The organism is Nostoc sp., from assembly GCF_036917455.1.
Lineage (GTDB): Bacteria > Cyanobacteriota > Cyanobacteriia > Cyanobacteriales > Nostocaceae > Nostoc.
Genome location: NZ_JBALDK010000185.1, coordinates 1 through 17133, shown reverse-complemented (window position 1 = coordinate 17133; position 17133 = coordinate 1). Strand labels below are relative to the sequence as shown.

At 40.8% G+C, this 17133-nt stretch carries 15 protein-coding genes and 1 pseudogene; 12 read left to right on the top strand and 4 right to left on the bottom strand.

Annotation, left to right across the window (positions count from 1 at the left end):
- The first annotated feature begins 34 nt into the window (after nt 1–34).
- The 4 genes from crtB (at nt 35) to V7K42_RS19550 (ending at nt 5856) form a co-directional block, all read left to right on the top strand.
- On the top strand, nt 35–928 hold the full coding sequence (crtB, locus tag V7K42_RS19565; RefSeq protein WP_334918932.1) for a cyanoexosortase B: 894 nt from the start codon (nt 35–37) through the stop codon (nt 926–928).
- 135 nt (nt 929–1063) lie between these two features.
- Nucleotides 1064–1786 (top strand): cyanoexosortase B system-associated protein, encoded by a 723-nt coding sequence (locus tag V7K42_RS19560; protein ID WP_334918930.1) that lies wholly within the window; start codon nt 1064–1066, stop codon nt 1784–1786.
- A gap of 339 nt (nt 1787–2125) precedes the next feature.
- A complete protein-coding gene (locus V7K42_RS19555; protein WP_442938603.1) occupies nt 2126–3463 on the top strand; it encodes a polysaccharide biosynthesis/export family protein in 1338 nt (445 codons plus the stop codon).
- A gap of 212 nt (nt 3464–3675) precedes the next feature.
- A complete protein-coding gene (locus V7K42_RS19550) occupies nt 3676–5856 on the top strand; it encodes a GumC family protein (RefSeq protein ID WP_334918925.1) in 2181 nt (726 codons plus the stop codon).
- A 34-nt stretch (nt 5857–5890) separates the two neighbouring features.
- On the opposite strand, the gene V7K42_RS19545 is transcribed toward V7K42_RS19550, so the two are convergent.
- The 3 genes from V7K42_RS19545 to V7K42_RS19535 all read right to left on the bottom strand — a co-directional run bounded on the left by V7K42_RS19545 (nt 5891) and on the right by V7K42_RS19535 (nt 8290).
- Nucleotides 5891–6562, bottom strand: coding sequence for a rhomboid family intramembrane serine protease (locus tag V7K42_RS19545; RefSeq protein ID WP_334918951.1), 672 nt, complete (start codon nt 6560–6562; stop codon nt 5891–5893).
- Nucleotides 6563–6694: 132 nt separating this feature from the next.
- Entirely contained in the window at nt 6695–7408 is a 714-nt protein-coding gene (locus tag V7K42_RS19540; RefSeq protein WP_334918923.1) for a rhomboid family intramembrane serine protease, read from the bottom strand.
- 93 nt (nt 7409–7501) lie between these two features.
- Complete coding sequence (locus tag V7K42_RS19535) at nt 7502–8290, bottom strand: SDR family oxidoreductase (RefSeq protein ID WP_334918921.1); 789 nt, start codon at nt 8288–8290, stop codon at nt 7502–7504.
- A gap of 143 nt (nt 8291–8433) precedes the next feature.
- Between V7K42_RS19535 and V7K42_RS19530 the strand changes: the two are divergent.
- From V7K42_RS19530 to V7K42_RS19520, 3 genes and pseudogenes are all read left to right on the top strand, one after another.
- Nucleotides 8434–8652: pseudogene (locus V7K42_RS19530) on the top strand (hypothetical protein); the annotation flags it as partial.
- 243 nt (nt 8653–8895) lie between these two features.
- Nucleotides 8896–9096: a hypothetical protein gene (locus V7K42_RS19525; RefSeq protein WP_334918919.1), complete on the top strand. Its 201-nt coding sequence runs from the start codon at nt 8896–8898 to the stop codon at nt 9094–9096.
- Complete coding sequence (locus V7K42_RS19520; RefSeq protein ID WP_334918917.1) at nt 9096–9419, top strand: type II toxin-antitoxin system RelE family toxin; 324 nt, start codon at nt 9096–9098, stop codon at nt 9417–9419. The genes V7K42_RS19525 and V7K42_RS19520 overlap by 1 nt, the downstream gene beginning before the upstream one ends.
- Here the strand turns inward: V7K42_RS19520 and uvrB are convergent.
- A complete protein-coding gene (gene uvrB, locus V7K42_RS19515) occupies nt 9416–11413 on the bottom strand; it encodes an excinuclease ABC subunit UvrB (protein ID WP_334918915.1) in 1998 nt (665 codons plus the stop codon). The two genes, V7K42_RS19520 and uvrB, sit on opposite strands and share 4 nt — an antisense overlap.
- Before the next feature lie 254 nt (nt 11414–11667).
- Here uvrB and V7K42_RS19510 point away from each other — a divergent pair, with 254 nt between their 5' ends.
- From V7K42_RS19510 to era, 5 genes are all read left to right on the top strand, one after another.
- A complete protein-coding gene (locus tag V7K42_RS19510) occupies nt 11668–12129 on the top strand; it encodes a hypothetical protein (protein ID WP_334918913.1) in 462 nt (153 codons plus the stop codon).
- Nucleotides 12130–12506: 377 nt separating this feature from the next.
- Nucleotides 12507–12689: a CsbD family protein gene (locus tag V7K42_RS19505; RefSeq protein WP_069070399.1), complete on the top strand. Its 183-nt coding sequence runs from the start codon at nt 12507–12509 to the stop codon at nt 12687–12689.
- Between the two features lie 603 nt (nt 12690–13292).
- Nucleotides 13293–13931 carry a histidine phosphatase family protein gene (locus V7K42_RS19500; protein WP_334918911.1) on the top strand — a complete coding sequence of 213 codons (639 nt, stop codon included), beginning with the start codon at nt 13293–13295 and terminating at the stop codon, nt 13929–13931.
- Between the two features lie 507 nt (nt 13932–14438).
- A complete protein-coding gene (locus tag V7K42_RS19495) occupies nt 14439–15578 on the top strand; it encodes a succinylglutamate desuccinylase/aspartoacylase family protein (RefSeq protein ID WP_334918909.1) in 1140 nt (379 codons plus the stop codon).
- Nucleotides 15579–16029: 451 nt separating this feature from the next.
- Nucleotides 16030–17004: a GTPase Era gene (gene era, locus V7K42_RS19490; protein ID WP_334918907.1), complete on the top strand. Its 975-nt coding sequence runs from the start codon at nt 16030–16032 to the stop codon at nt 17002–17004.
- Nucleotides 17005–17133: the final 129 nt, after the last annotated feature.

The window sequence follows — 17133 nt, the reverse complement described above, 5'->3', positions numbered from 1 at the left end:
ACCAGTGACCAATGACCAATGACCAATAAAAATCATGGCACTCCAGCAACAGATTAAAAATAGAAACGCCTCGGACTTATTAAATATAGCTACTATAGGTGTTTTGCTGCTGCTTTTTGCTCCTATCTTGCTACACTGGTTCGATGGTTGGCTGCACAAAAATATCAGTACAGAACACGAATATTTCAGCCACGGAATTATTGGTTTACCATTTGCGGCTTATCTGGGCTGGATGAACCGAAAAAAGTGGAAACGTTTGCCAGATACCATCCATCCTTTGAGCGCTGTTTTCTTGTTATTCGGGGCAGTTTTTTATCTTAGCGGTGTTACAGAGTGGGTTAACCTTTCCTTGCCCGTTATCTTGGTAGGATTATGCTTATGGTTTAAAGGAATAGCAGGTTTGCGATCGCAAGGATTTCCCCTGCTATTAGTATTTTTGGCAACCCCAACAGCAATGCCATATCTGATTGCTCCCTATACCTTGCCTCTTCAAAGCTTCATCGCTGGTACAGCAGGCTTCATTCTGAATCAATTTGGGATGGATGTAACCGTAAACGAGGTAAATCTCTACGTGGGAGGAAGGATTGTGGAAGTTGCTCCCTATTGTGCTGGGCTGAAAATGTTGTTCACGACTCTCTACGTAGGCTTGATGTTGCTTTATTGGACAGACGCTTTGTCTTCACGCCGTACAACTATATCGTTTTTATCTCTTGCTGCGATCGTTAGTATTACTGCGAATATCATTCGTAATACTTTACTGACTTTCTTTCACGGCACAGGTCAAGAAGCAGCTTTTAAATGGCTCCATGAGGGTTGGGGTGGTGATGTCTACTCTGCTTGTATGCTGGTGTCATTAGTGCCCTTACTGAATTGGCTTACTAGCTATTTTTCAGCATCTCAAGAAACTCAGCAAGAAGCGGAAAGTTAGAATTATTGGGCATGGGGTATGGGTTAATTTCTTTTTTCCCTGCTCCCCCACTTAATTCTCTACTCATAAATATTACTGAACTCATGGTGTGATTTTATGAAGTAAAATTCTGCCTAAGGATTACAAATTTTACTGATGATTTCCTTCTCCAAGTTTTTCAAGGAAAACCAATTGAGTCAAGTGGCAGCACTTTTGTTACTGCTACTGCTACTAGCAATAGGAGGGGTTCCCGGATACCTGACGGGACACTGGCAATGGAAACAGCCCCCACCTATTACTACCCTCAACGAGTTAAAAGAGATCCGCAACACTGGGTTGACCCTTCCTGGTTGGCAAACTATTGAACAAGCAGACCAGCAAATTGGCGAACATAAATGGTCTTTACAGCTACTTAAAAAACAAGGTTCTCAATCCCAGGCAATCCTGCTTTTGCTGCCGCAAAATGGGCCTATGGATCAACCAGAAGTAGAGTGGACAGATGTTAACGGTTGGGGAAGGTCACGCTGGGGAAAGTGGGATGTAGCTCAATTTCGTTCTGCTGAATTTACTGTGAAACCGCCTGCAAAGTCGGCTTCTAATATCGTAACTAAAGTAGAAGCTAGGTTTTTTCGCGCCGCCACACCACAGCAAACCTTCGCTGTCTTGCAATGGTACGCTATGCCAGACGGTGGGAATCCATCACCTTTTCACTGGTTCTTGGCAGATCAATGGGCCCAGTGGCGTAAGCAACGCATTCCCTGGGTAAGTGTAAGCATTCTGATCCCGATGGAACCTTTAGGGCAAGTAGAAACATCTTGGTCTTTAGCCCAGTCTATCGGAGAAACAGTGCAAGCTGAATTGATGGCAGGCCCTTTGTAGAGTCAGTTACACATGCATTTGTGCAGAGATTCATCAACAGTATCTCTATAATTTATTCCGGCTAAAACTCAGCTAAAAGATGTTGACAATATAGAAGTTATACCGATTATCTATGAGTTTGCATGGAATAAAAGGATTTTGCCCCTTGTCTTACCGCAGCTTCCGAAAAAATTGATAGTTAGATAGAAATTCAATTTAGCAAAATTATTCTCTTTTTCTTGGTAAATACTTGTAGATACAAGAGACATATAGGACATTTTTAGAGTAAAATAACCACTCGGCGCGAATAATTTCTATACCAGTATTTTTACACCGATGTTCGTAGCTCCCAGTTATTATATGCGTGGATTCAGCGCCCTATGTTTTGTCAGTCTTCAAGTAGGAGTTTTCTTAATAACACCTATCCAACTTGTTGTTGCCCAGCCTTTTCCACCTCAAAGACAATCACCAAGTCAACCCCCATCGCCTGTGCCAGGTACTGAGTTTGTACCTCCAGGTGCAAATAACGAAATTTCCCCACAACTCAGCCGCTACCTGTTGGGACCAGGAGATGGAATTGGCGTTGTGCTTCAGCGTCCCCCAGGACCATACCGCTTAGGCATAGGAGATGGAATTAGCGTTTCGGTTCAGCGCTTTCCAGATTTGGGCTTTCAAGCTTTAATCAACCCAGAAGGTAATATTGTGGTGCCGTTACTGGGAACAGTTTTCTTACAAGGTTTAACTTTGGAAGAAGCTCAAGAAAAAATTCGGTTGGGTTTAAATCGTTATGTAGTCGATCCGGTAATAGTTTTAGCCTTAGCAACGCAGCGTCAAGACTTGAGTTTTCAAGCTGTAATTAGTCCAGAAGGCAACATCATAGTGCCGCAAGTAGGAACAGTGTCATTACAAGGTTTAACCTTGGAAGAAGCCCAAGAGAAAATTCGCTTAGGCTTGAGTCGTATTTTCCCAGATCCAATCGTAGTAGTATCCTTGGTTGGGACGCGACCAGTCCAAGTTACCATTAGCGGGGAAATATCTCGACCAGGAATTTATCCAATTAATTCAACAACACCCCGTGTTGCTGATGCTTTGCTAATATCTGGTGGTTCAACGTTGAATGCAGATCTGCGACAAATACAAGTACGCCGCAAGTTAATCGATGGTTCTGTGATTTCACAAACTATTGACTTATATGCAGCACTGCAAAATGGCGGTTCAATTCCTAATTTACGCTTACAAGACGGAGATGCGATACTCGTCCCCCGTCGTGAAGTTGGTAATGATGACGGTTATGACCGCAATCTGGTAGCACGTTCATCCTTAGCTACACCACAGATTAGAGTCCGGGTTTTAAACTATGCTGCGGGAGGTATTTCCGTTCAAGCGCTGCCTAACGGCAGTACATTTGTAGATGCTTTAGGAGGAGTAAATGTTGATACTGCTAATCTTCGGGATATCGCTCTGGTTCGCTTCGATCCCGAACGAGGTAAAGCTGTTACCCAGAAACTTGATGCTAAAAAAGCTTTAGGAGGCGATGCGTCTCAAAATGTGGCACTTCAAGATAATGATGTTCTTGTTATTGGTCGGAACCTCATCGGTAGAATTACTAATTTCCTGACTACCATTACCCAACCCTTCTTTAATGTTCAATCTTTTCTGCGGTTTTTTGACAACTTCGGTGGCGGTGGATCAAATTAATGACTATACAAGAAGGATACAGTTTGTAAATAGTTGGGAGTGGAGGAAGCCACATCTCCAGCTTATCTTTGAATTTGTTAATGGAAAAATATTAAAGATATCAACCGATATGTACAATAGGAAGTTGATAGCGTCCTTATATAAAAGTCACTATCTTTAGTTTGGTGCTTCCTAGTTTTTAATTTTTAATTTTTGATTGGAGCGAAGCGACCATGACCCCACCAATTGTTAAACGCTATCTTATTGCTTTTGAAAAATATAAGTGGATTGGGCTAGCTAGTTTTGGTTTAGTTGTAGTGGGGTCAACAGTGGTGGCTATGCAGCCAGATCCACCTATTAACTACATAGCATCTGCCGCCCTTACCTATGCTGGCCCACCAGTTTCTTTCTCAACAACTGGTAGTCAAATCCAACAGCAAGGAAAGGAATTGAATGAAGAAGTTTTATTATCAAACCAGATAATTGCCACAGTGGCACAGAAAGTAAATCTCAAACCGAGACAACTCGGTGCAAATATTGTGCTTTCTTTACCTAAAAAGAATGCCAGAACTGGGGAATCTGAAACGAGTATCTTTGAACTGAAATATGTAGATAGTGACCCCAAAAGAGGTATAGAAGTATTGGCAGAATTGATGCAATCAATGATTAAGTTGAGTAGTGACATCAATACTGGGCGATTACAAGCAATTATTCAAAAAATTAACGATCGCTTGCCACAAGCTAAACGAGAATTGCAAGTTGCTGAAAAGAAGTTAGAACAATACGATCGCATAGAGCGAACAGCAATATTGGCAGCCGAAAATGGCAGTTTGTTAAGTGCCATTACTGCCAGCCAAAATCTTCAACGGCAAATGCAATTAACCATTTCTGGGCTTGATGGTCAAATTCGCAGTTTACAAAGTAAGTTAGGCTTAACAGTCGGGCAAGCTTATATCTCTTCTGCTTTGAGTGCCGATCCAATTATTGGGAATTTACGAGCGCAAATTTATCAAAGCGAGTCTCAAATTGCTGTACTCAGAAAAGATTTGCGACCAGAACACCCAACGATGATTCAGTTGCAGCGTCAGAAACAAGCGGCTGAGGAATTGCTGCGACAACGTGCTGCTGAGGTGTTAGGTGGTGATGGTGCGGCGGCTCCGCTTCAGGGTAGCATTGCAGGTATTCGCACCCAAAGTAGTTTAGATCCAGCCCGCCAGCAATTGGCAAACCAAATGGTGTCTTTGCAAACTCAACGTGAGACACTGCAACAACAACTAGTTCAAGAAATTCAACAAGAAGCGCGACTACGGCAAGAATATTCTCTGATACCCAATAAGCAATTAGAGCGATCGCGTTTAGAGCAAGAGGTTGGACTCAAAAAAGCCATCTATGACCAAATGCAGGTGAAGCTAACTGATGCTAAAACCGCAGAAGCAGAAACTACCAGCAGCCTCAGCATTGCCAGACCGCCCACAGCTGTTGCCGACATCAAACCCCCAAAAAGTGTACCTATTACCCTTGCTGTGGGCGGTTTCTTAGGTGTGGTGATTGGTGGCGGGGTAATATTTTTACTGGGATCGCTGGAAGGGACTTTCAAAACCAGAGAGGATATTCGCGAGAACCTCAAGCAAAGGGATGTGGCAGTATTGGGAGAATTGCCTTTAATGCCTGTTGATGATTTCGATCGAGAAGCAGTACCTGTGGTACTTTCCGCCGATTCTCCTTATTTAGAATTTTATGAGAAGTTCCGCAGTAATCTGCGCCGAATTGGTGGTAATAACTTAAAAGTCGTGTTGATTACTAGCACCAGTAGCTTAGAAGGTAAGACCGCAAGTGCTTATAACTTGGGTATAGCTTCTGCCCGTGCTGGAAAAAGAACCTTGATTATCGAAACAGATTTGCGATCGCCTTCTCGTTGTACATCCCTGAAAGTAATTCCTGACCCCGAATCTACTATTGAACCCCTGCGTTATTACGCTAACTTAAGTGAATGTATTCGTTTAGTTCCTGATGTCGAAAATTTATACATTATTCCGAGTCCTGGGCCTGTGCGGCAATCAGCAGCTATTCTTGAGTCTAGCGAAATGCGGCGGCTGATAGAGGATGTCCGCGAGCGTTTTGATTTAGTTATTTTAGACACTAGTCCTCTCAGCATATCCAATGACCCTCTGTTAATTCAACCTTATAGCGATGGCATGGTAATAGTGGCGCGACCACACTATACACAAGAGAATATGCTAGGTGAAGCTATCGATCAATTGGTTGAATCGGAACTAGGATTATTAGGAGCAATTATCAATGGCGCTGATATTATTGTTTCTCTACCTGAACAAGTCGTACAATCACCAACGACATCTGAGGTAAAATTGGAAACTGTTGAACAATCTGAAGAAGTATCAGCACGTGCCAAATAAGAACGAGATTTAATTGCCAATACCCAATTATCTATTAGTCACGTCTAAACAACCCAAATAGGGGAGCGAGAATTACGCCAAAAGCAAAACCACCAATATGCGCCCAATAGGCAACTCCACCAGTCTGCACAGTCATATTAGCGGCTGTTTGCAGGGTAGCAAGACCAGAGATTAAATTTTGCACCACAAAAAGTCCAATTATTACTAGTGCTGGAACTCTGATTGTGGTGATAAAAAACCCCAAAAATATTAAGGTCATGACTTTAGCGTGGGGAAAGCGGATAATATACGCACCCAAAACCCCAGAAATTGCACCACTTGCTCCCAAGGAAGGAATCTCAGAATTCATACCAACAAACCATTGGCACAAGGCAGCTAAAGCACCACATGCTAAATAAAAAATTAGATATTTGGCATGACCTAATCGATCTTCAATATTGTTGCCAAAAACCCAGAGAAACACCATATTTGAGATTAAGTGCCACCAACCACCGTGTAAGAATTGTGACGTAAATAAGGTTATCCACTCCCCACTCAAATTGGTGGTTAACTCTTGAGGCACTACCGCATACTGATTTAAAAATTGACTCAATTGTGCATGTGACAGGCTCACCTCGTGAATAAAAACTAAAATATTCATGCCAATTAACCCGTAGGTGAAATACGGGGTGATTCGCGTTGGATTTTCGTCGTAGAGGGGAAACACAGGTGTTTTTCCTAAATTATTGACTAACTGCAATATAGCTTGTAAGGCTAACAGTTGCGAAGGTTAGGCAATTTAACCTATTAAATCAATCACTATAATTGAGGGTGACTGTAATACTATAAAGAATTACTTTTACCAAGATTCTTCCTGGGATTTATCGCTAAATAAACCCAACAGTGGGCCGAGAATTGCCCCAAAGATAAACCCGCCTGCATGAGCCCAGTAGGCAATACCACCGCTTTCCATACCAATGTTTGTAGGTGTTTCAAGACTAGCAAGCCCGTAGAAGGCTTGTTCGAGAAACCAGAATCCCAAAAAGAAATATGCCGGAACGCGGAAAGTCGGGAAGAAAAACCCTAAAGGCACTATACCGAGAACTTCAGCGTTAGGAAAGCGGAGAATGTATGCTCCCAAAATACCTGCGATCGCACCACTTGCGCCCAAAGATGGAATACTAGAATCTTGAGCGAAGAACCACTGAGTTAATGATGCCAAAACACCGCAAGTTAAATAAAACAGCAAATATTTAGCATGGCCTAACTTATCTTCAACGTTGTTACCAAAAATCCAGAGAAACAGCATATTGCCAGCTAAGTGCAAGAAACCACCATGCAAAAATTGCGAGGTAATCAAAGTTGCCCACTCTGGAACTGGTTGATGTAGAGAAGTACCACCAAAGCTTAGGGTGAGTTCTCGTGGAACTACCGCTGCAAGGTGTAAAAACCCATTTAATGCTTGTGGGGGAAGACTTGCTTCATAAAGAAAAGCGAGGATATTGGCAGCAATCAACCCATAAGTTACATAAGGCGTGATTTTGGTCGGATTATTATCTCTAATGGGAACCACGGGCGTTTTTTCCTGATTCTAAGGCACAAACTCTACAATACTGAATTTTGCAAGTAGTTTCTTCTACCTCGTGGATGGATTTCGCTTTGGCACTTAAAAACCAAAAGCCAAAAATCCACCATCGACAGTGATACATTGTCCAGTGATAAAAGATGCCGCAGGCATACAAAGAAACGCCACTAAACCTGCTACTTCTTCTGGTTGACCAACCCTTCCCATAGGTGTTTGTGATAAAACTAATTTGAGGAAATCTTGGTTATCGAGTACAGACTCGGTTAGAGGCGTGCGAATCGCCCAAGGTGCGACAGTATTTACCCTAATCCGATCGCAAGCCCATTCAACTGATAGCGATCGCGTTAGTTGATTTATAGCTGCTTTAGTCATACCATAAGGAGCGCCTGTACGATTCGAGACTAAACCCGCCACAGAACTGATATTCACAATGCTGCTATTTTCCCCATTTTGCAGCAGAGGATAAAACAGACGGCACATTTCAAAAATTGATGTCTGGTTTGTCTGGATAATGAACTCATACTCAGCAGCTGTGTAATCTACTACTTTTTTGCTAATATTGGTTCCCACATTATTCACCAGGATGTCTAATTTATCCCAGGTTTTGGCAACCCGCTCAAAAATGGCTTGTCGCCCATCAGGGGTTGCAACATCTGCGGTAATCCCATAAGCAGGTAATCCTGCTTTTTGCCAGATAATTAGTTGTTGGTCAATATCCTGAGAATTCCGTGCCACAATTGTCACTTCTGCACCCAGAGATAAAAATTCATTGGCAACAGCTAGTCCAATGCCTTTGGTGGCACCTGTAACCAGTGCTTTTTTTCTTGTTAATGTCCAGCGTAGGTGTAGCCCGCCGTCAGCATCGCTCATTTGTAATTCTGCGGGGTTTTTTATTTTCAAGGTATCAATTTAAGAGTTTATCTTGCAAGTGCCCAATGCGATCGCCTTTTGTCGTAATGTAGGCGATCGCAATGCCTAAACCATCAGCTGCATCTAATTCCAATTCAAAACCCATGTTTTTTTCAAATTCTTTAGAAAATCAACTCCAGCGCTGGAACGAAACCATTCGCAATCAGCCGAAAAACCCTAATGCTTACATTCGTCGAGGTATGGTTAACTTTCAACTGGCTAAAATTGATGAATCTATTCAAGATTTTGACATAGCAGAACAATTAGATGCCCGTATTAAACCTTACCTTTGGCAACGGGGATTATCGTATTATTATGCACAAACGCTTCTTGGCGACAAGTTGAGCGCTTTTTCGGCCAAACATTGACGTAATAACCTTTCTGTGCAGGTAATTACTGATTCGTGAGTAATAAGATTCACGCTAACGTCCTAACATTTTATCTCGCAGATGTTTAATGCGATGTGCAAGCGGGTTTATTACGCCGCCGCAATCGCTGCAATATGCCACAGTAAAACACTAAAAAGTAGTTCTCACTAACCATCATCCCCTATACAAGTCAAAGATATGACTATCGAAGAACTCAAGCTTCTGATTCAAGAAACTGTTGCCGAAACGATTCAATCTCTATTGGTTGATCCTGATGAAGGCAAACAAATAAGACCAGAAGTGAAACAGCAACTACTCAACTCCCTACAACGTAGTCAATTTGGAGAACGTGGAATCCCTGCTGAAGAAGTAGCAAAAAACCTGGGATTGTCCTGGTAATGAGCTACGAGATCGAATTTAAATCAGAGGCGACAATCGGGTTTGAAACTCTCACCTCAACTATTCAAGAGCGCATCCTGCGTAAAATTTGCTGGTTGTCTGAGAACTTTGAGGACTTAACCCCTCAACCTTTGAGTGCTGATTTAAGCGGTTTGTTCAAACTCAAAATTGGGGACTACCGGGTTATTTATTCCTTTGATACTGAAGCACAACTCATTACAATTCATCAAGTTGGGCATCGCCGTGATATATTACAATTAACAATCGGTCATCAGTTTCGCCTCAATCACACTCCAATTGAAGACTCGGTATATTCACCTTAACGTCCCAACATTTTATCCCGCAGATGTTTAATGCGATCGCGCAATTTACCCGCCTCTTCAAATTCCAGTTTCTTCGCCGCCTCTTTCATCTGCGCTTCTAACAGAATAATCAATTGAGGAATCTGTTCTAATGGCAGTTCATCTAGATGTTCATCTACAACTTTCAAGTCAGTTGCATTCAACCGCCGAGATACATCTAAAAAAGCCAAAATTGCATTACTTGATTTTTTGACAATTGGTTGCGGTGTAATTCCATGCAGTCGATTATGTGCTGTTTGAATACCGCGCCGCCTATCTGTTTCATCAATGGCTTTAATCATACTACCTGTCAGGTTATCGGCATACAAAATCGCTTGTCCCTGAACATGACGCGCGGCTCTACCAATAGTTTGAATTAAAGAACGCTCGGTTCTTAAGAAACCTTCTTTATCTGCATCCATAATTGCTACTAAGGAAACTTCTGGTAAATCCAAGCCTTCCCGTAGCAAATTCACGCCAACCAAAACATCAAATATACCATCGCGCAAATTTTGCAAAATCTCAATGCGCTCAATTGAATTAATCTCTGAATGTAAATACCGGACTCTAATACTATGATCTTGCAAATATTCGGTTAAATCTTCCGCCATCCGCTTGGTTAATGTGGTAATTAACACTCGTTCATGGCGATCGGCTCTATCTTTAATTTCTCCTAACAAATCATCAATTTGTCCTTCTGTAGGACGTACAGAAATTTCTGGATCGACCACCCCGGTTGGTCGAATCACTTGCTCAATTACACGATCTTCTGAAACTTCTAATTCCCAATTTCCGGGAGTGGCGGAAACAAAAACACACTGATTAACCTTTTGCCAAAATTCCTCGGCTTTCAAAGGACGGTTATCAGCAGCGCTAGGAAGCCGGAATCCATGTTCAATTAAAACTTTTTTTCTCGCTTGATCGCCGTTATACATCCCCCGAATTTGTGGGACGCTAACGTGAGATTCATCGATAACTAGTAGCCAATCTTTAGGAAAATAATCAATTAAACATTCTGGTGATTCTCCAGCTTGTCTTCCTGCTAAATGACGAGAATAGTTCTCGACACCGTTGCAGTAACCTACCTCGCGGAGCATTTCTAGATCGTAGCGTGTACGCTGATCTATGCGTTGTGCTTCTAATAATTTCCCAGCTTGTTCTAAGTCTAGTTTTTGCTGTTTTAACTCGGCTGCAATGTCATCACAAGCTACTTCTAATCGTTCTTCTGGGGTGACAAAGTGACGGGCGGGATAGACATTCACTGCTTCCAAACTTTTGAGAATTTCCCCTGTCACCGGATCGATATAGCGAATTGCGTCAATTTCATCACCAAAGAATTCGACGCGAATAATTCGGTCTTCATAAGCTGGGCCAATTTCTAAGACATCGCCTCGGACACGAAATTTTCCCCGACCCATTTCTATGTCGTTGCGGCTATATTGAACGTTTGCCAAATCTCGTAAAATTTGACGTTGATTTACTTCCATACCTATCTGAAGAGGGATGGCAGCTTTTAGATATTCTGCTGGCATTCCTAAACCATAGATGCAACTGATGGAAGCTACGACAATGACATCACGACGTTCAAAAAGCGATCGCGTCGCTGAATGCCGCAACATATCTATTTCATCATTAATTGCTGCCGTTTTTTCAATATAAGTATCGGTAACAGGAATATACGCTTCTGGCTGATAATAATCGTAGTAGCTGACGAAATACTCGACTGCGTTGTTGGGAAAGAAATCCCGTAATTCGTTACAAAGCTGGGCAGCCAAGGTTTTGTTATGTGCGAGAACTAAAGTAGGCTTGCCAATTTTCTCAATAACTGCTGCTACCGAAAATGTCTTACCAGTTCCAGTGGCTCCTAGTAAAGTTTGGTAACGGTTGCCTGATTGGATACTAGCAGTTAATTGTGCGATCGCTTGTGGTTGATCGCCTGTCGGACTAAAGGGAGCTTGAAGACAAAATTCTGTCATACAGTTTTGCTGGAAATACCCTATCTCATGGTGACGATTCCGCCCTGTATCCATTCTAGCGGGACTATTAGACTAACTAAATAGTAATATTTATTTACAAAAATTATTAATTAAAATTTACTTATGTATCAGTTTTAAAGATTCTTATATCTATATGAGGTTTTTTAAGGTTAAACTCTTAAGGTATATGGGAAAAAATTTCATCTTTCCTTAATTATTGTAAAATTCAATTAACAAACCAGAGGTCTTCGTTTATGACTATTAGCAGCGCTGGCAAAGCAATCAGTTCTCGGCAAAAGCCTGCCAAGTCTCCAGGGGATAATATTACAGGTGAAGTTGAAAATCAACAAGACCAGAGCTTGAATGCCGATCGAGTCGAGGAAGAACTGCCAGTGGGGGCTTCTGGGACACTTGCTATTTCTGGAATTCGTCCCATAGGCGCTAGCGACTTAGAAGTTGCTGAACACCTCTCAATTGCTGGGGTACGTCCCGTTAGCACCAGTACCTTGGAAGTAGTTGAAACCTATAACTCAATGGGTATTCGTCCAATTGGTGCTAATACATTCCAAGTCGTTGAAAGTATAAATCTCTCTGGGATTCGTCCAGTTGGCTCAAGTTCATTAGCAATTACTGAAAGTTATTCCACCTTCGGGAATCGTCCAATAGCACCAAATGATATTGACAATTCTGAAAGCCTAATGGGTTTTCTAGATTAGACAAAAATATCCCCATAACTAAAAAACCCAGTTTCTTTACGAAACTGGGTTTTTTAGTTAAAGAGTCAAAAATAGAAATTACAATATTTGCACTTTTTGTATGTCTTTTAGCATAGGTAACTAAACTACTATTACTTTATTTTGGATTCAGCCAACAGCCAGAACCATTACTAAAATTACCTTTCATGATTACAAATTACGTTAGCGAAGCGGTAGCGAGGAACGAGCGTCATTACGAATTACGAATTATTGAATATGTCTTGTGGTGGAAGGCTTTAGCAAAAACTTTAAGTTACTCTGTAAAAGTAATCACAAAAAAGATTTCAAAGTTAGTACACAGCTTTGAAATAAGTTTTTTATTAAATCAGGAGTACAAAATGAGTATTGAAGATCGCGCAAAAGCAGCTGCTAAAAATGTTGAAGGTAAAGCCCAAGAAGCATTAGGCAATATCACTGGAGATCCAGAAGATAAAGCGAAAGGTAAGGCAAAGCAAGCTGAAAGTGAAGTACGTCACGGAATTGAAGACGTAAAAGATAATGTGAAGAAAAATATTGACTAAACAATCCATGACTTTTTTGTAGAAAGTTATGGGATACAAATGGGGTGGATTCCATTTTTGCAAAAGAGTACAGATTGTTTAAGATTCAATGCTAAAACCTTCTTTTGTCTTCTTAGCAAGCATTAAAAGATAAAGGGCTAGCTTGATTTTGCAGAACTAATGTAGAGACGTAATTGATTACGTCTCTACATTGCATAATTATTTTATAAAATTATTAGTAATAATCTCTATAAGTTCCAACTTTATAAATACAAGCAATTATTGCACTTCTTGTTTGTATATAATGTACTTTGACATAACTTATATTCCTCCTCTTTTTAAAAGAGAGGCTTTGAATCTTACTCCCCAACCGTTGTAGCATTTGGGCTACTGTTGTTAGGTCTGTATTCCATGCTATTGCTAACCACTATAGTTTAAACATACAACTTATCAAATAAGCGATCGCTCAATGCAATGTTTACGACGGGTATAACTGCGGCAATTTTGCCCTGAAAATTATTCCAAATATCAAAAAATTGTAGTAATATACCACAGGCATTAACTATCTTCAGCTACATCTGATTGTTAGCGCTCTGAAATTTACAAATCGATGAGAGTATTACCGTGAGCCTAACTCTTTATTTCCTCCGTCACGGACAGACAGAATGCAGTCGCAACAATTCCTTTTGCGGTTCCATAGACTCAGAACTTACTCCAGAAGGCTTGGAGATGGCAAAGGCTTTTGCAGACGCATATACTTCTAAGGATTGGACAGCAATATTTTGTAGTCCTATGCGGCGAACTGTATTGACAGCAAAACCTTTGTATGAAGCAATAGGGATAGAACCACAACTCAGAGATGGTTTAAAGGAAATCAACTATGGTAAGTGGGAAGAAAAAACGCCGGAAGTAATTAGCCGTGAATATCACGATGATTATATTCGCTGGTCAGCAGATCCGGCTTGGAATGGCCCAACGGGTGGAGAAATGGCGGTTACAATTGCTTCTCGCTCTATACAAGTAATTGAAGAAATCAAGCAAAATTACACTAGTGGCAATGTTTTAGTTGTTTCCCACAAAGCAACTATCAGAATTATTCTGTCTAGTTTACTGGGGATTGATGTGGGACGTTTCCGTTTTCGTTTGGGATGCCCTGTGGCTTCGGTCAGTATTGTAGAATTTACTTCACACGGGCCATTGTTAAAGGTTTTGGCAGACCGTAGTCATTTAGATGAGCGGTTGCAAAATTTACCGGGGACGTGAGCGGAAACGCGAAAAATCTTTGTCTGTACAGGAGTTAGGAATTATTATTTTTACCTTGTTTTGCTTCGCTATCTGGTTGAGTGTATTTGCAGAAAACATTTATTCCAATTTTCAAAATATATAATACGACAATTGTTGCGATCGCACCATCAATCGGTATGCCATGTACTGCTGCAACAGCAACCAGTGAGCCAATAATTCAGGTTTGCGCCCGTAAACGCCTATACACTTCTCTCAAAGCTTCCAGAATCCATTGTGCATTAGTCTATTCCTGTTTTTGTTCGGCAAGGCGTAAGTTTTGCAATAGATTTGGTTCTTCAACTCGCAGCACAAAAGTTGTCAGTTCTGCATTGCTGATCAGTTGCTTACGAGCCTCTTTTACCGCCTTTGGGGGTCAGGCGGGGGGATCTTAACCGAACCGTATTGCAGAGACACCTAGAGACAGATTGAGTTTTAATTCAGTACAGATACAGGGATAATGTACTCAAATTATCAGCGAATTATTTTATGCTGCCAGTTATTGAGACTATTCCATTACGTCAAATGGCTTCAGGCGATCGCCTATACTTACAACTATACAAGTTCATCGGCGCTAAACCTGGTAAGAAGGTATACATTCAATCAAATCTGCACGGTGCAGAAATTGCTGGTAATGCGGTCATTCACCAGCTAATTGAGTTTTTATTAACAATAAATGATACAGATTTAGCTGGAGAACTTTGGTTAGTTCCCGTTTGTAATCCAATGGGGATGAATGAGCGATCGCACCATTTTTCTCCTGGACGATACTGCGTTTACGAAGCCAAAGACTGGAATCGTATATTTTGGGATTACGAGAAAGAAGCTGATGATTTAGTAGCTTTTGCTAAATCTCAACTTCATATCGATCTAGAGGTTGTTCGACAAAATTATCTAACTATAATTAAGCAAAAATTTGCGAAAATTTTAGAAAAAATTAATTCTTCTAGTGCAGTACCCTATACGGAACTTTTTAGCTATAAACTACAAAATCTCAGTTTAGATGCAGACTACTTAATTGACCTACATAGTTCTACAAATCAAGCATTAGACTACCTTTATTACTTCCGAAATCGAGAAGATAGTGCAAAATACTTCCTGCTTGATTTTGGAATTTTACTTAATAAATATGATGGTGATGCTTTTGATGAAGCTTTTATCAAACCTTGGTTAGCACTGGAAGCTTGTTTTGATAAGTTTGGTAGAGATATCAAGTTTGATGTGGAAGCTTGGACACTGGAATTAGGCTCAGGAATGCAAATGAACTCTGACTCAGTTGCTAAAGGTGTACGGGGTGTGAAAAACTATTTAGTGCAAAAAGGTGTATTGCAAATTCCTGATTTATCGGATGAGATAAAAACCCATGAAATGACTTTTGCATCCAGCAGCAACCGGAAAAAATATTATGCGATCGCAGGTGGGATGATTCAATCCAGAATAGCATTAGGTAGTAGGTTTAAAGCTGGAGAAAAATTGTATCAAATTCTCAGTTTTAATAAAGAAGGTAACTTACCTAGTGTCATTGATGTCTGCGCTCAACAAGATGGATTGGTTTATGATGTCGCAACAAATCAAGCTGTAAATGAAGGCGAGTTTGTATTGGGGATTATTTTCTGGCTTTTAATCTAAAGTCCAGTTATTTAGAGGATGTTTGAAAAGTCCTTTTCTCGGTAGCAAAACGTTTTAGATTCCCCTAAATCCACGCCACATGCAACAAGAGTGGCTCGCCGCCCAACACAATGGCTCCCCGATAAATTGGGGGACTTTAATTGCAGTTCCCCCCTTTTTAAGGCTTGATCGGGGGGATCAATAAGTGCCTATCCTGAGCCAGAAGTCAGAATTTATCTGGATTTGGTATGATTATCGACGAAATGAGGTAAATTTGAAGTTTGATTTTTTTATATTCTGACTACTGAATTCTGACTCCTGAATTCTACAACTAAGGTTATCTCAGCTGTAAAATATAAGTGTAGAGCCAGTAGTAGATTAAACCTCGGCAAAAGCAAACCCTAAAAATGCCAGGATAATTTTATGCTTGTTTTGTGTCTAAGAAAAAACCAAGTTATCCCAGCTGTAAAATATGAGGGTGGAGCCAAAGGTGAATAGTATTGATAATTACAACTTCTCTTTTTCTGGAGAAGTAACAATTCCACAGGCTCCTCCTGACTTTAAATCAGGTTTTATCGGCATTGTTGGTCGTCCAAATGTCGGTAAATCTACTTTAATGAATCAATTAGTAGGACAAAAAATTGCCATAACTTCCCCTGTAGCCCAAACTACACGTAACCGTTTGCGCGGTATATTGACTACACCAGAGGCGCAGTTAATATTTGTAGATACACCAGGAATTCATAAACCACATCATCAATTGGGTGAAGTACTGGTGCAAAATGCCAAAATTGCCATTGAATCGGTAGATGTAGTGCTATTTGTGGTAGATGGAGCGGTGGCTTGTGGATCGGGCGATCGCTATATTGCCGAATTGCTCTGTCGCAGCAAAACACCGGTGATTCTGGGCGTGAATAAAATCGACCAACAACCAACCGATTCTCAGTTTTTAGATGATAGTTACGCTCAGATGGCCCAGTCTCATGAATGGGAAATCGTGAAATTTTCTGCCAAGACTAGTGCAGGATTACCGCAACTTCAAGAATTATTAATTGGACATTTAGAAATTGGGCCATTATATTATCCGCCAGATTTGGTAACTGACCAGCCAGAACGCTTTATTATGGGTGAATTAATCCGAGAACAAATTTTATTATTGACTCGTGAAGAAGTACCCCATTCAGTAGCGATCGCTATTGACTTAGTAGAAGAAACTCCCAGCATTACTCGTGTACTTGCTACCATCAACGTCGAGCGCGATTCTCAAAAAGGCATACTCATTGGCAAAGGCGGAACAATGCTCAAAGCAATTGGTAGTGAAGCCCGCGAACAAATCCAAAAGTTAATAGCTGGTAAAGTTTATTTAGAATTATTTGTCAAAGTCCAGCCAAAATGGAGACAATCGCGGATTAGTCTAGCAGAGTTAGGCTATCGCGTCGAAGAATAAAATAAATTTGTCATTAGTCATTGGTTATTGGCAAGCAAAAAAACCAAAGAATAATGACAAATGACAAATAACAAATGACTCTTAATTAATAAAAATGTCTTTAGATATTCGCTATACCTTAAATTTACC

Coding starts and splice junctions, on each gene's coding strand:
- V7K42_RS19560 (WP_334918930.1), top strand. CDS start 1,064: ATGATTTCCTTCTCCAAGTTTTTCAAGGAAAACCAATTGAGTCAAGTG.
- V7K42_RS19550 (WP_334918925.1), top strand. CDS start 3,676: ATGACCCCACCAATTGTTAAACGCTATCTTATTGCTTTTGAAAAATAT.
- V7K42_RS19505 (WP_069070399.1), top strand. CDS start 12,507: ATGAGTATTGAAGATCGCGCAAAAGCAGCTGCTAAAAATGTTGAAGGT.
- crtB (WP_334918932.1), top strand. CDS start 35: ATGGCACTCCAGCAACAGATTAAAAATAGAAACGCCTCGGACTTATTA.
- V7K42_RS19520 (WP_334918917.1), top strand. CDS start 9,096: ATGAGCTACGAGATCGAATTTAAATCAGAGGCGACAATCGGGTTTGAA.
- V7K42_RS19495 (WP_334918909.1), top strand. CDS start 14,439: ATGCTGCCAGTTATTGAGACTATTCCATTACGTCAAATGGCTTCAGGC.
- uvrB (WP_334918915.1), bottom strand. CDS start 11,413: ATGACAGAATTTTGTCTTCAAGCTCCCTTTAGTCCGACAGGCGATCAA.
- era (WP_334918907.1), top strand. CDS start 16,030: ATGAGGGTGGAGCCAAAGGTGAATAGTATTGATAATTACAACTTCTCT.
- V7K42_RS19535 (WP_334918921.1), bottom strand. CDS start 8,290: ATGAGCGATGCTGACGGCGGGCTACACCTACGCTGGACATTAACAAGA.
- V7K42_RS19510 (WP_334918913.1), top strand. CDS start 11,668: ATGACTATTAGCAGCGCTGGCAAAGCAATCAGTTCTCGGCAAAAGCCT.
- V7K42_RS19525 (WP_334918919.1), top strand. CDS start 8,896: ATGACTATCGAAGAACTCAAGCTTCTGATTCAAGAAACTGTTGCCGAA.
- V7K42_RS19555 (WP_442938603.1), top strand. CDS start 2,126: ATGCGTGGATTCAGCGCCCTATGTTTTGTCAGTCTTCAAGTAGGAGTT.